Here is a 13672-nt window from a genome sequence, read left to right on the forward strand (position 1 = left end):
TCAGTCCAACAGGCCGTCGCGCCGGGCGATCGCCGCCGCCTCGGTCCGCCCGGCCGCGCCGAGCTTGCCGAGGATGTTGGAGACGTGGACGCTCACCGTCTTGGTGCTGATGAAGAGCTGCTTGCCGATCTCGCCGTTCGTCCGGCCCTCGGCGACGAGCGCGAGGATCTCGAGCTCGCGGGCGGTGAGGGTGACCGCAGGGGTCGCTCCGGGCGCGGCGGCGGGCGCCGTCGTCCCCTCGCCGACGAGGTCGGCGACGAGTGCGGGCGCGCCCAGCCTCTCGGCGAGGGCCCGTGCCGCGGCGGCCTCGTCGCGGGCCCGGGCGGTGTCGCCGAGGAGCCGGTGGATCTGGGCCGAGGCGGCGCGGATCCGGGCCTCCTCGGGGACGTGACCGAAGTCGACCGCACGGGTCAGGGCAGCCGACCAGGCGTCGACGAGCTCGTCGCGCGGGCCGGGGACACCGGCCAGCCAGCGGACCCGCAGGTGCTCGGCGAGCACCCGCGCCTCCCACATCTGTCCCTCGGGACCCCACGGGCTGCCCCGCTCACGGTGCCAGGCGAGGACGGCGTCACTGTCGGCACGGAGCTGGTCGGCCCGGTCGAGGAGGGTACGGCGCTCGGCGGCCGTGGCCCGCGGCATCGCCCGGGCGACGGCGTCGAGCGTGGTCGCGACCAGCCGCACCCGGCCGCCGAAGTGGTCGTGCCAGATCTGGGCGAGGACGCCGATCACCTCGTCGTACGTCGCGAGCGCGGTCGCCGCGTCGCCACGCAGCGCGGCCACCTCGATCTCGACCCCGGCCGCGAAGACCGCGACCCCGCCCTCGTCGCGCCACAGCCGGCGGAGCCGGGCCAGCCCGGCCCGGACCTCGTCGGGCGCGACACCGCGGGCGTTGAGCACGGCGTAGCGGGCGGGTTCGAGGATGCCGCGCGGGATGTCGGGCCCGGCCTGGTCGTCGACGACCGAGACGAGGGACAGGACGTCGTCCCAGTCGCCCAGGGCGTAGCGGATCCAGGTGAGCTGCCAGCGCGAGTCGATGACGTAGGGCGCCCAGACCAGGCCGATCCGGTCGACCCCGCCGAGGGCCGACTCGAACCACTGCACGGAGGGCGCCCAGTCGCCGGTGTCCTGGTAGGAGCGGCCGAGCAGCCACCGGCCGCGGACCTCGGCGTCGACCGCGCCGGCGGCGACCGCGTGGTCGACCGCGGCGACGAGCGCCTCGCGCAGCCGGCTCTGCTCGTCGCCGTCGGCGATCTTGACCCGCAGCCCACCGAGGGTGGTGACGATGTCGGCGGTCAGCGCCGGCATCGCGAGGCGCTCGGCGAGGGCCAGCGCCTCGGTCGCGAACGCCTCGGCCTCGTCGGCGCGGTCGGGGTGGTAGCTGACCAGGATCCGGGCGTGGGCCGCGAGGATCTTGGCGCGCAGCATGCTCTCGCCGGGCGGGCTCAGCGCGACCGCCTCGGACGAGAGCGCGACCGCGTCGAGCGCGATCTCGGTCATCATCAGGATGTCGGCATAGCGGCTGAGCATCCGGGCGCGGGCCGCGTCGGGCATCCCCTCGGGCTGCCGGGCGGTCGCCGAGAGCTGGGCGCCGAGCAGCTGGGCCGCGCGCAGCGCGTCGCCGCCGGCGGTGAGTGCGTCGGCCGCCTTGACCACGATCTTGGCGCGGTCGATGTCGATGCGCTCGCCCCGCTCGGGGTCCTCGAGCAGCTCGAGCGCCTGCTGGAAGTGGTCGGCCGCCTCGTCGGGGCCGCCCACCTCCATCGCCTCGTCGCCGGCCTCGACGCTCGCGGTCGCCGCGCGGTCGAGGTCGTTGGCGCGGCGGGCGTGGAGCGCCAGCTCGGCGGCGGTCCCGAGGCCGGGGCTGCCGGCGAGCGCGTCGGCGTACCGGGCGTGGAGCCGGACCCGCTCGCCGGGCAGCAGGTCGTCGTAGACGGCCTCGCCGAGCAGCGCGTGCCGGAAGGAGTAACGGTCGCCGCCGGCCTCGAGGACGTTCATCTCGACCGCCTGGCGCACACCGTCGTCGAAGGCCCCGGCGGAGAGGTCGGCCGTGCCGGCGAGCAGGTCGTGGGAGACCCGGCGACCCGCCACGCTCGCCACCCGTACGACGTGGCGCGCGGCCTCGCCGAGCCCGTCCAGGCGGACCAGCAGCAGGTCCGCGAGGTCGTCGGGCACGTCGGCGCAGTGGCCGGAGGCGACCAGCTCCTCGACGAAGAAGGCGTTGCCCTCGGCGCGCTCGACGATCCGGGCGACGGCACGGGCGTCGAGCCCGCGGGGCTGGAGCTCGCGCACCAGCGCCCGGACGGCCGTCTCGGGCAGCGGAGCGAGCGGCAGGCGCGCGACCTGCGGCAGCCGGGACCACTCCGCCACCTGCCGGCGCAGCGGGTGCCGGCGGTGGAGGTCGTCCGAACGGTACGACGCGACGATCGCGACGGGCTGCTCGAAGGTGCGGGTGAAGAGGTAGCCGAGCATGTCCCGGGTGGACTGGTCGGCCCAGTGCAGGTCCTCGACGACGAGGAGCACGGGCGCCTCGGCGGCCGCGGCCTCGAGCATCGCCTGGACCGCGCCGAAGGTGTCCCCGCGATCGGTCGCGCGGCGGTGCTCGTCGTCGGACTCGCCCGCCGAGCGCGTACGCCGGCCGGGCCGGAGCCGCTCGAGCGCCGGGTGCTGCGCGGCGACCTCGTCGACGAGCGCGGGCCGCTGGGTCGCGATCCGCCCCAGCACCTCGCTGAACGGGAGGTACGGCAGGGCGCTGTCGCCGAAGTCGAGGCAGTGGCCGGCCAGCACCTGCCAGTCGCGCTCGAGCGCGTGGTCGCGCAGGGCACGCAGCAGGCGGGTCTTGCCGACGCCGGCGTCCCCCGAGAGGAGCACCACCCGGTGGGGGGTGCCGGTCTCGGCCGACCGGACGGCGTCGTCGAGCACCGCGCTCGCCTCAGCGAGCTCGGCGTCGCGCCCGACCATGGTCAGGCTGCTGTGTGCGGCCACGGGCACCATCATGGCGCCGCGGACCGACACCGCGCTCACCGCGGTCACCGCGGTCACGTGCCGGCGTCTCCTGCGCTCAGCGGGAACGGCGCTCGATGCTGGGGTCGGCCGCCGCGATCCGGCGCAGCCACGACGAGCGGGTGCGCCCGGCGCGGCTGGCGGCCATGCCACGGGTGGCAAGCTGACGGCGGTAGCTGGTCTCTGCGTTGGTGAAGTAGTCGCTGCTCATGTCGTAGAGACTCGTCGTCTGAGGTAGGCACCCACATCGGGCAACCGCCTTAGGCACCCCCTCGGCCTACCTCATTTGCGGGTGGGTCGCGGGTGCGATGATGGCCCGCGATGGAGTTCGCAGAGGTGGTCCGCCAGCGCCGGATGACGCGCGCCTACGCCCCCGACCCGGTCGATCCGGCGGTGCTGGAGCGGGCGCTCGACCACGCGACCCGGGCGCCGAGCGCGGGGTTCTCGCAGGGCTGGGCGTTCGTGGTGCTCGACACCCCCGAGACCGTTCGCGGCTTCTGGGAGGCCCAGGCCGACACGAGCGCGCCGGACCGCTGGCTGGCCGGCATGATGAGCGCCCCCGTGGTGGTCGTGCCGTGCAGCCGCCGCGACGCCTACCTGGAGCGCTACGCCGAGGCGGACAAGCGGCGCGCCGGGCTCCACGAGCGCGACGAGAGCCGCTGGGCCATGCCCTACTGGCACCTCGACACCGCGATGGCCGCGCTGCTGCTCCTCCAGTCGGTCACCGACGCCGGGCTGGGCGCCTGCTTCTTCGGACTGGTGCCGAGCCGGGTCGACGCGGTCAAGGAGGTCCTCGGCCTCGTCGACACCCCCGGCTCCCCCGGCTCCCCCGGCACCCCCGGCACCCCCGGCAGCGCCGGCGAGGCGCCGCACCCCATTGGCGCGATCACGATCGGGCACCCGGCACCGGACGGCTCCGGCGCGCGGGGCTCGGCGAGCCGGCGCCGCCGTACGCCGTGGCGCGAGGTGGCCCACCGCGGCCGCTGGGGAGCGGGGTGGGCCTGATGCCGCGCAAGAGCCCGGTGGTCACCCACCTCGAGTCCGGGGACCTCGACCGGCGCGAGCCGGTGCTGCCCCGGATCGCCCGGATGCTGCGGCCCTACCGCGCCAAGATCGCGCTCGTCCTGGTCGCGGTCGTCGCGTCGGCGTCGCTCCAGTCGCTGGTCCCCTTCCTGACCCGTGCGGTGTTCGACAACGCGCTGTTCCCGCTCGACGGCGGCGGCCCGCACCTGCACCTGCTGGCCTGGCTGATCGCCGGCATGTGCGCGATCCCGGTCCTGGCCGCGCTCATCGGGATCGGCCAGAACTGGCTGACCTCCACGGTCGGCAACTCGGCCATGGCCGACCTGCGCGGCGACCTCTTCGAGCACCTGCAGAAGATGGAGCTGGCGTTCTTCACCGCCACCAAGACCGGCGCGATCCAGTCCCGCTTGGCCAACGACGTGGCCGGCGTACGGACGGTGCTGACCGACACCGCGACCACGATCGTGCAGAACACGGTGACCGTGTCGGCCGCCTTCGTGTCGATGATCGTGCTGTCGTGGCAGCTCACGATCCTCACGCTGATCGTGATGCCGCTCTTCGTGCTGCTCCAGCTGCGGGTCGGACGCCGGCGCCAGCGCCTGGCCCGCCGTACCCAGGAGTCGCTCTCCGAGATGACCGCGATCACCGAGGAGGCGCTGTCGGTCAGCGGCATCCTGCTCGCCAAGGTGTTCAACCGGTCGGAGTCCGAGGTCGAGCGCTACCGCGAGGCCAACCGCCGCCAGACCCGGCTCCAGGTCGAGCAGGCGATGACCGGCCGGACGTTCTTCGCGGTCGTGCAGACGTTCTTCGCGATCACGCCGGCGCTGATCTACCTCGTCGCCGGCTGGATCATCACGGGCGGCCTGCCGGTCGGCTCCGACGCCCTGACCGCGGGCACGCTGGTCGCGTTCACCACGCTCCAGAGCCGGCTCCAGATGCCGCTGCTCCAGCTGATGCGGGTCAGTCTCGACGTGCAGACCTCGCTCGCGCTGTTCCGCCGGATCTTCGAGTACCTCGACCTCGAGCCCGCCATCACCGAGCGCCCCGGCGCGGTCGCCCTCGACCCCGACCGGCTGCGCGGGCGGGTCGAGCTGCGCGACGTCCGCTTCCGCTACCCGGAGCCCCGGGCGCTCTCCGGCACCACCAACCGCGACCGCTTCGGTGAATCTGGCGTCAGGATCGAATCTGAACCTGACGCCACCATCGGATCCGACTGGGCGCTCGACGACATCTCGCTCGTCGTCGAGCCTGGCCAGCTCGCCGCCATCGTGGGGCCCTCGGGCAGCGGCAAGACCACGGCGACCTACCTGGTGCCGCGCTTCTACGACGTCACCGAGGGCGCCGTCCTCATCGACGGCCACGACGTGCGCGACCTGACCCTGTCCTCGCTCGCCGACGCGGTCGGGATGGTGACCCAGGAGCCGTACCTCTTCCACGGCACCATCCGCGACAACATCGCCTACGCCCGCCCGGGCGCGAGCGCGGACCAGATCGAGCAGGCGGCACGGGACGCCAACATCCACGACCGGATCATGAGCTTCCCCGAGGGCTACGAGACGATCACCGGCGAGCGCGGTTACCGGCTCTCCGGCGGCGAGAAGCAGCGCCTGGCGATCGCCCGGGTGCTCCTCAAAGACCCGGCCATCCTGATCCTCGACGAGGCGACCTCCGCCCTCGACAACGAGACCGAGCGCCTGGTCCAGGAGGCGCTCGAGCGCGCCACCCGGTCCCGTACGACGATCGCGATCGCGCACCGGCTCTCGACGATCCAGTCCGCCGACGTCATCTTCGGGCTCGAGGACGGGCACCTGGTCGAGCGCGGCACGCACGTCGAGCTGCTGCGGGCGGGCGGCCTCTACAAGCGCCTGTACGACGAGCAGTTCTCGCGCACGCCGGCCGAGGCGCCGTGGTGCGACCCGAGGCGGGCGGACGTCCCGCTCTAGAACGCGGGCTAGGGCTCGATCAGCCCGGCCCGGATGGCGTACCGGGTCAGCTGGGTCCGGTCGTTCATCCCGAGCCGGGACAGGATGCTCGAACGGTGCTTGTCGACGGTCTTGACGCTGATCGACAGCAGCCCGGCGATCTCGCGCGAGGAACGGCCCTCGGCGATCAGCTTGAGGACCTCGTCCTCGCGCGGGGTCAGCACGGTCTCGGGGACCCGGTCGCCGCGGGCGAGGCGGTCGAGGTAGTCGCGGACGATCGCGCCCATCGCGCCCGGGTAGACGAAGGCCTCGCCGCGGACGGCGGCGCGGACCGCCTCGACCAGGTCCTCGTCGACGACCGACTTGAGGACGTAGCCGCTGGCGCCGAGCTTGAGCGCGGAGAAGAAGTACTGCTCGTTGTCGTGCATCGACAGCATGAGCACGCGCGGCGGCTCGCGGCGCCGGCCGATCTCGCGGGCGGCCTGGAGGCCGGTCATGATCGGCATCGCGATGTCGAGGACGACGAGGTCGACCTCGACCTGGCGGAGCAGGGCGAGCACCTCGGCGCCGTCGGCGGCCTCGGCGACGACCTCGATGTCGGGCTGCAGCTCGAGGATCAGCCGGACGCCGCGGCGGACCAGCGCGTGGTCGTCGGCGAGGAGGACCCGGATCGGTGCGCTCATGCGGCGGGCACCCTGAGCCGCACGGTGGTGCCGCGCTCGCCGGAGTAGACCTCGACGGTGCCGCCGACGAGCGCGGCGCGGTCGCGCATGCCGATCAGCCCGGTGCCCTCGCGGTCGGCGGTGGCGCCGCCGAAGCCGCAGCCGTCGTCGGCGACCTCGAGCACCACCTCCTGGCCGAGCCGGAGCAGGGACAGGTCGACCCGGGTCGCCCGGGCGTGCCGGACGACGTTGGTCAGCGCCTCCTGGGCGACGCGGTAGACGACCACCTCGACGTCGTGGCCGAGGTCGGGCAGCCCCGGCCCGAACGTACGGCGCACCGCGGGCCCGCCGTGCGCGGCGACATCGGTGGTGAGCGCGGCGAGCGCGGCGTGCAGGCCGAGGTCGTCGAGGACGCCGGGGCGCAGCTCGCGCGCCACCCGTCGTACGTCGTCGAGGCCGGTGCGTGCGCTCTCCCGGACCAGGGCCAGCTCGCCCTGGAGCTCGGCCGGGGCGCGGTCCTCGAGCTGCTTGAGCCCGAGCAGGACGACGGTGAGGCTCTGGCCGATCTGGTCGTGCAGCTCGCGGGCGATCCGGTGCCGCTCGGCCTCCTGGGCGGCGAGCGCGCGGGCGCTGCTGGAGCGGCGCTCGCGCTCGAGACGCTCGAGCATCGCGTGGTAGCTGCGCACCAGCTGGGCGCCCGGTCCGTCGCCCTCGGCCTCCAGCCGGCGACCCTCGCCGCCGAGCTGGACCGTCGCCATCTCCCGGATCACCCGGTCGACCGGGCCGAGCGCGCTGCGCAGGAGCGCCGCGGTGACGACGAGGACCAGTCCGAGGCCGACGACGAGCACGATCGCCTCGGAGACCACGGCCTGGCGCGAGACCCGGGCCGGGGAGAACAGCAGCACCACGGTCGCGGCGCCCAGCACGGCGCCGTTGATCAGGCACACCTTCCAGTACAGGGACGTGTTGAGCAGCCGCACTCCCCTACCCTCCCCGATGCGTGGGCACGAGGAAATGGGGGCTGGACCCCATACCGCCGACGGGCGCCGGGCGGAAGCCTGGAGACATGCCGCCGCCACTCACCCGACTCCGGCGCACCCTGGGGCGTCTGCTTGCCGTCAGGGACGACGGACACCGCCCATGGGGTGAGGGCGGCGGCACCCAGACCCTGCACGTCGTACCGCTGACGGTGCGGGCACGGACGGCCGACGCCGCCGACCTACGGATGCTGCTGGAGGTGCGGCTCGCGTCGCCCTACCCCGACCTGCCCGACGACGACCTGGAACGGATCACGTTGGCCCTGGTCATCCCCGCCACCTCCGACTGGGTACGCCGCCACGAGCTCACCGCGCTCGACGACGCCCTCGGCCCTCGCCTGCTCACCGTCGAGGACGCCGTGCGCGCGCCCATGCTCAGCCTCGGTGCCGAGCTCCTCGCCGTCGACGTGATCGCCTGCGAGCACCTGCTGGCCTCGCCGTCGGCCGAGCCCGACCAGGGAGGCCCGGATGGGCTCCGCTGAGCTCGAGCTGGCCGTCGCGACCGGGATGCTCTGCGCCGCGATCGGCTTCGCCATCGGGCTCGCGGTCGGCCGCGGACGTCAGCCGCGGTGGGCCGAGAAGGGCAGCTTCGTGCACAAGGTCTCGATCGGGTTCGCGACGCTCGACCGGCTCGACGCGGTGCTGCTGCGCTTCGAGGTCGAGGAGGAGTCGCGGCTCGCCGGCGTCGAGGTCGACGAGCTCCGGCTGCCTCCGGGCGCGGCGATCTCGCTGGTCACCCGGGGCCGCGACGCGCTCGTCCCGACCGGCCGGACCACGCTCCGTACCGGTGACCAGGTGCTCGCCGTCGCCGCCCGCGGCCAGGTGAGCGCGGTCGAGGACCGGCTGCGCTCGGTGAGCCGGTACGGCCGGCTGGCCGGCTGGTACGAGGCGCTCGAACCCAGCAGCACCGCGGCGTTCGGCGTGCGGGGGTCCGCGGCGTGATCCTCACCTCCGCCGCCCTCTCCATCTTCATCGTCGCCTATGCGCTCATCGCCACCGAGCGGGTGCACCGCGTCGCGGCCGCGCTCGGCGGCGTCGCCGCGATGGCGGTCATCGGGCTGGTCGACGCCCAGTCGGCGTTCTTCGACCACGAGACCGGCATCGACTGGAACGTCATCTTCCTGCTGTTCGGGATGATGGTGATCGTCGGCGTCCTCAAGCAGACCGGTCTCTTCGAGTTCCTCGCGCTGTGGGCCGCCCACAAGTCCGGCGGCCATCCCTACCGCCTGCTGGTGCTGCTGGTGCTGATCAGCGCCACGGTCGCGCCGATCCTCGACAACGTCACCTGCGTGCTGCTCGTCGCACCGGTGACCATCTCGGTGTGCCGGCAGCTCGGGCTGCCCTCGGCGCCGTACCTGATCTCGCTGATCCTCGCCTCCAACATCGGCGGCACGGCGACCCTCATCGGCGACCCGCCCAACATCATCATCGGCAGCCGGGCCGGGCTGACCTTCGACGACTTCCTCGTCCACTCGCTGCCGCTGACCGTGATCCTGCTGGTGCTGTTCGTCGTGATGGCGCGCTGGCTGTTCCGCAAGTCGTTCGGCGAGGTGGTCGACGTCAGCGACGTGCTCGGCGACATGCACCCGCGCGAGGCGATCACCAACATGCGGATGCTGGTGCGCTGCCTGGTCGTGCTCGGCCTGGTGATGGTGGCGTTCAGCCTGCACACGGTGCTGCACCTCGACCCGTCGATGGTCGCGATGCTCGGTGCCGGCGCGACGGTGCTCGTCTCCCGCACGGAGCCCGAGGAGTTCCTCGAGGAGGTCGAGTGGGGCACGCTCGCGTTCTTCATGGCGCTCTTCGTGCTCGTCGGCTCGCTCGTCCAGGTCGGCGTGATCGGCCGGATCAGCGAGATGGCCGCCGAGGCGATGGGCGACCGCGAGCTGCTGGCGGCGACCGCGCTGCTCTTCGGCTCGGGCGTGGTGGGCGCGTTCGTCGACAACATCCCCTACACGACGGCGACGGTGCCGATCGTCGAGGAGATGGTCGCCTCGACCGCCACCTCCGGCGCCGACAGCCCGCTGTGGTGGGCGTTCGTGTTCGGCGCGGACCTCGGCGGCAATGCGACCGCGGTCGCGGCCGGCGCCAACGTGGTGGTGCTCGGCATCGCCGCCAAGGCCGGTGAGCCGATCAGCTTCTGGCAGTTCACCAAGTACGGCGTCGTGGTCACCGTGATGACGCTGCTCGTCGCCTGGCTCTACGTCTACCTGCGCTACTTCGCGCTCGCCTAGGGCGCGCCGCCCTAGCCCAGCCCGAGGATCCGCACGCACTCCAGCGCGACGTAGAGCTCGGCCGCGTCGACGGGCCGGGCGAGGTCGCGGCCGGTGATCTCCTCGAGCCGGCGGATCCGGTAGCGGACGGTGTTGCGGTGCACGTGCAGCCGCTGGGCCGCCGTCGAGGTCGAGCCGCCGGCGGCCAGCCAGGCCCGGGCGGTGTCGAGGACGACGGTCCGGTCCTCAGGCGGCAGCGCCAGCACCGGCGCGAGGACGGCGTCGACGAGGATGCGGGCCTGGTCCGGGCTGCCGGCGAGCAGGACGGCGAGCGGGTCGGTGCCGAACCGGGCGACCGTGGCCTCGCCCGGGGACACCGCGGCGCAGGCGACCCGGGCCTGGCGCCGGGCCTCCTGGACCTCGTCGAGCCGGCCGACCACGCAGCTGATCCCGACCCGCGCGCGGGCCAGCCCGGCGAGCACGTCGACCAGGTGGTCGGCACCGAAGCCGAGGCGCAGGGCGACCACGCCCTCCTGGTGGTCGTGGTCGAGGCGCCAGGCGGAGCGGACGTTGCGCCCGCGCAGGGCCCGCTCGACGTCGGGCAGCCCCTCGCTGCCGGGCGCGGGCGACTCGGCCGACACCACGACGTACTCGGTGGCCTGGCCGAGGTCGAGCATGCCGGCCGTCTCGCCGACGTACGCCGTCGCGTCGGCGTCGCCGTCGAGCAGCGAGCCGACGAGCACCGCCCGCATCTGGCCGTCGCGGCGGGCCCGGTCGGCCATCGCGCGGCGGTAGGCGTCGGTGACGTCGGCCGCGAGCTGGTCGCTGACCGCCCAGATGTCGGCGGCAGCGAGGAGGAGCCGGTCGCGGTCCTGGGGGTCGGCCCGCTCGACGAGCACCTCCCAGATGAACCGGGAGCCGACCCGGAAGACCTGGAGCACGACGGCGTACGGCACGCCCTGCTCGGCCCGGGTGGTGCCGGTCTCGGTGGGGGTCTCGGCCGGCGCGACGTCGCCGGCGAGGTTGCCGAGGATGTAGCGGGCGTTGACCGTGCACGAGGCGGTGAGCTCGTCGTGGGAGACCGTCGTCCCGGCCTCGTAGACCGGGATCTCGGACCGGATCCGCGCCGCCATCGCCGCCCCGAGGGCGGCGGACTCGGGCAGCAGCCGGGCGCTGAGCTTGCGCACCTCGGGACTCACGTCGGGACCGGTCACAGGTCCGAGGGTAGGCCGCGCGTTGTGCATGCGCACAGACGATCGCCGGGAAACTCGGTGCCGCCAGCCGAAGCGCCGCCCCCGTCCCCCGGCCGAACCTTGGGTCATGACCACTTCGACCACCACGCGCCTGGCCGACGCCGCCGCGCCGCTCGACGTCCTGCTCGTCGACGCCGCCCTCGGCCCCTTCCGCCGCTTCGTGCCCGACGCGTCCACCGCGAAGTGGGCGCTCTCGCTGGCCCGCCGCCCCCGCACGACCGTACGACGCCTCGGCGGTCTCGCCGGCGAGGCGGCCCGGATCGCGGTCGGCGCCTCCGACGTCACACCGCGCCGCGGCGACCGCCGGTTCGCCGACGTGGGCTGGACCGACAACCCGCTGCTGCGCCGCCTGGTCCAGCTCTACCTCGCGAGCGGCCGCACCCTCGACCAGCTCGTCGACGACGCCGCGCTCGACCCGCGCGACCGGCAGCGGGTCCGGTTCCTGCTGGAGAACGTGGTCGAGGCGCTGTCGCCGAGCAACGTCCCCCTGGTCAACCCCGCCTCCGCCAAGGCGGTCGTGGACACCGCCGGCCTGAGCCTGGCCCGCGGCGCCGCCCAGCTGGTCAAGGACCTCGCCGCCTCCCCGCGGATCCCCGACATGGTCGACACCTCGGGCTTCACGCTCGGCGAGAACGTCGCGGCCACGCCCGGCGCGGTCGTCTTCCGCAACGACGTGCTCGAGCTGATCCAGTACGCGCCCCAGGCCGACGAGGTCTCCGAGGTGCCGGTGCTCGTCGTCCCGCCGACGATCAACAAGTTCTACGCGATCGACCTCGCGCCGGGGCGCAGCCTGGTCGAGCACAGCGTCCAGCAGGGCCGCCAGATGTTCGTCATCTCGTGGCGCAATCCCGACACCCGGCACGCGGCCTGGGACTTCGACACCTACGTCCGGGCGATCCTCGACGCGCTGGAGGCGGTCGAGGAGGTCACCGGCAGCGCGCGGACCGTGCTGGCCGGCATCTGCTCGGGCGGCATCCTGGCGAGCATCGTGGCGGCGTACCTCGCCGGGATCGGGCAGCAGGACCGGCTCACCGCGCTCGTCCTCGCCGTCACCGTGATCGACAACGCCGGCGCCGGCACGGTCGCCGCGCTGACCGACCCGCGCCTGGCCGAGCTCGCCAAGGCCCGCTCGGCGCGCAAGGGCTACCTCGACGGGCGGGCACTCGCGGAGGTGTTCGCGTGGCTGCGGCCCAGCGACCTGATCTGGAACTACTGGGTCAACAACTACCTGCTCGGCAAGCGGCCCCCGGCCTTCGACATCCTGTTCTGGAACGCCGACACCACGCGGATGTCGGCCGGCCTGCACGCCGACTTCGTCGACCTCGCGATGGAGAACCAGCTCACCCGGCCGGGCTCGCTGAGCGTGCTCGGCGTACCGATCGACCTCGGCAAGATCACCGTCGACAGCTATGTCGTGGCGGGCATCGCCGACCACATCACGCCGTGGGAGAACTGCTACCGCACGACCCAGTTGCTGGGCGGCGAGACCCGCTTCATCCTCTCCACCAGCGGGCACATCGCGGCGCTGGTGAACCCGCCGGGCAACCCCAAGGCGACGTACCACACCAACGACGAGCACGGCCCCGACGCGACCGCCTGGCTCAAGGGCGCGCAGACCCACCAGGGCAGCTGGTGGACCGACGTCTCGGAGTGGCTCGACGAGCGGTGCGGCGAGCGGGTGCCCGCACCGAAGGACCTCGGCTCGACCCGGCTGCGGCCGCTGGTCGAGGCGCCCGGCACCTACGTGTTCGACAAGTGACGACGCTGCGCCGGCTCACCGTCCTGGGCCACGACATCCGGGTCGCCGTACGGCCGGGGACGGAGCCGGGACCGCCGCTCCTGCTGTGCAACGGCATCGGGGCCAGCCTCGACCTGCTGCAGCCGTTCGTCGACGAGCTCGACCCGCGCGTCGGGGTGGTCCGGTTCGACGTACCGGGGGTGGGGGGATCGCCGAACCCGCGGCTCCCCTACAACTTCGCACTCCTGGCCCACGGCATCGGCCGGATGATGACCCGGCTCGGCTTCGCGGAGTACGACGTCCTCGGCATCTCGTGGGGCGGTGGGCTCGCCCAGCAGATCGCCTTCCAGCAGCCGCGCCGCTGCCGCCGGCTGGTGCTGGTCAGCACCGCCACCGGATCCCTGATGGTGCCCGCGTCGCCACGGGTGCTGCGCAAGATGGTGACGCCGCAGCGCTACCGGGACGCCGAGTACGCCGTCCAGGTGGCCGCCGAGCTCTACGGCGGGCAGATGCGCGACCGGCCCGACGACGTACGCCGGCTCATGCACGACCAGTCGCGCGTGGGCTCGCGGCGCGGCTACGTCCTGCAGCTCCTCGCCGGCGCCGGCTGGTCGAGCCTGCCCGCGCTGCCGTTCATCCGGCAGCCCACGCTGATCCTGGCCGGCGACGACGACCCGATCATCCCCCTCGTCAACGCCCGGATCATGCGCACGCTGCTGCCCGACGCCCGGCTGCACGTCTACGCCGACGGCCACCTCGGGCTCGTCACCAGCGCCGCCACGCTCGCGCCGGTCGTTGCGGAGTTCTTGCGCCCCGAGCGATAG

At 73.7% G+C, this 13672-nt stretch carries 12 protein-coding genes; 7 read left to right on the forward strand and 5 right to left on the reverse strand.

The genetic code is table 11. The annotated features are described in order from the left end of the window. Together M0M48_RS30905 and M0M48_RS20440 are read right to left on the reverse strand one after the other, a co-directional pair. Positions 1-3039, reverse strand: a complete 3039-nt coding sequence (locus M0M48_RS30905) for a helix-turn-helix transcriptional regulator (RefSeq protein ID WP_308220330.1) — start codon at positions 3037-3039, stop codon at positions 1-3. A gap of 19 nt (positions 3040-3058) precedes the next feature. Then, on the reverse strand, positions 3059-3211 hold the full coding sequence (locus M0M48_RS20440; RefSeq protein WP_215812775.1) for a hypothetical protein: 153 nt from the start codon (positions 3209-3211) through the stop codon (positions 3059-3061). A 110-nt stretch (positions 3212-3321) separates the two neighbouring features. Between M0M48_RS20440 and M0M48_RS20445 the strand changes: the two genes are divergently transcribed. Both M0M48_RS20445 and M0M48_RS20450 read left to right on the forward strand, forming a co-directional pair. After that, positions 3322-4005 (forward strand): nitroreductase family protein, encoded by a 684-nt coding sequence (locus M0M48_RS20445; protein WP_257752536.1) that lies wholly within the window; start codon positions 3322-3324, stop codon positions 4003-4005. Then, positions 4005-5966, forward strand: a complete 1962-nt coding sequence (locus M0M48_RS20450) for an ABC transporter ATP-binding protein (RefSeq protein WP_257752537.1) — start codon at positions 4005-4007, stop codon at positions 5964-5966. Before M0M48_RS20445 ends, M0M48_RS20450 begins: the two co-directional genes overlap by 1 nt. Before the next feature lie 8 nt (positions 5967-5974). Here the strand turns inward: M0M48_RS20450 and M0M48_RS20455 are convergent, their stop codons facing one another. Together M0M48_RS20455 and M0M48_RS20460 are read right to left on the reverse strand one after the other, a co-directional pair. Next, on the reverse strand, positions 5975-6628 hold the full coding sequence (locus M0M48_RS20455; protein WP_215812772.1) for a response regulator: 654 nt from the start codon (positions 6626-6628) through the stop codon (positions 5975-5977). Beyond that, positions 6625-7587: a sensor histidine kinase gene (locus M0M48_RS20460; protein ID WP_257752538.1), complete on the reverse strand. Its 963-nt coding sequence runs from the start codon at positions 7585-7587 to the stop codon at positions 6625-6627. The genes M0M48_RS20455 and M0M48_RS20460 overlap by 4 nt, the downstream gene beginning before the upstream one ends. A gap of 86 nt (positions 7588-7673) precedes the next feature. On the opposite strand from M0M48_RS20460, the gene M0M48_RS20465 reads away from it, so the two are divergent. Genes M0M48_RS20465 through M0M48_RS20475 form a run of 3 tightly spaced genes read left to right on the forward strand, consistent with a single transcriptional unit; the run spans position 7674 to position 9878 of the window. Then, positions 7674-8126 carry a hypothetical protein gene (locus M0M48_RS20465; protein ID WP_215812771.1) on the forward strand — a complete coding sequence of 151 codons (453 nt, stop codon included), beginning with the start codon at positions 7674-7676 and terminating at the stop codon, positions 8124-8126. Beyond that, positions 8113-8586, forward strand: a complete 474-nt coding sequence (locus M0M48_RS20470; RefSeq protein ID WP_215812770.1) for a TrkA C-terminal domain-containing protein — start codon at positions 8113-8115, stop codon at positions 8584-8586. Before M0M48_RS20465 ends, M0M48_RS20470 begins: the two co-directional genes overlap by 14 nt. After that, complete coding sequence (locus M0M48_RS20475; protein ID WP_308220331.1) at positions 8583-9878, forward strand: ArsB/NhaD family transporter; 1296 nt, start codon at positions 8583-8585, stop codon at positions 9876-9878. The genes M0M48_RS20470 and M0M48_RS20475 overlap by 4 nt, the downstream gene beginning before the upstream one ends. A gap of 11 nt (positions 9879-9889) precedes the next feature. Here M0M48_RS20475 and M0M48_RS20480 read toward each other — a convergent pair whose 3' ends face one another. After that, a complete protein-coding gene (locus M0M48_RS20480) occupies positions 9890-11071 on the reverse strand; it encodes a PucR family transcriptional regulator (protein WP_257752539.1) in 1182 nt (393 codons plus the stop codon). Positions 11072-11177: 106 nt separating this feature from the next. Here M0M48_RS20480 and M0M48_RS20485 point away from each other — a divergent pair, with 106 nt between their 5' ends. Together M0M48_RS20485 and phaZ are read left to right on the forward strand one after the other, a co-directional pair. Continuing rightward, a complete protein-coding gene (locus M0M48_RS20485) occupies positions 11178-12869 on the forward strand; it encodes a PHA/PHB synthase family protein (RefSeq protein WP_257752540.1) in 1692 nt (563 codons plus the stop codon). Further along, positions 12866-13672 carry a poly(3-hydroxyalkanoate) depolymerase gene (phaZ, locus tag M0M48_RS20490; RefSeq protein WP_215812767.1) on the forward strand — a complete coding sequence of 269 codons (807 nt, stop codon included), beginning with the start codon at positions 12866-12868 and terminating at the stop codon, positions 13670-13672. Before M0M48_RS20485 ends, phaZ begins: the two co-directional genes overlap by 4 nt.

Origin of the sequence: Pimelobacter simplex (assembly GCF_024662235.1) — a bacterium.
Lineage (GTDB): Bacteria > Actinomycetota > Actinomycetes > Propionibacteriales > Nocardioidaceae > Nocardioides.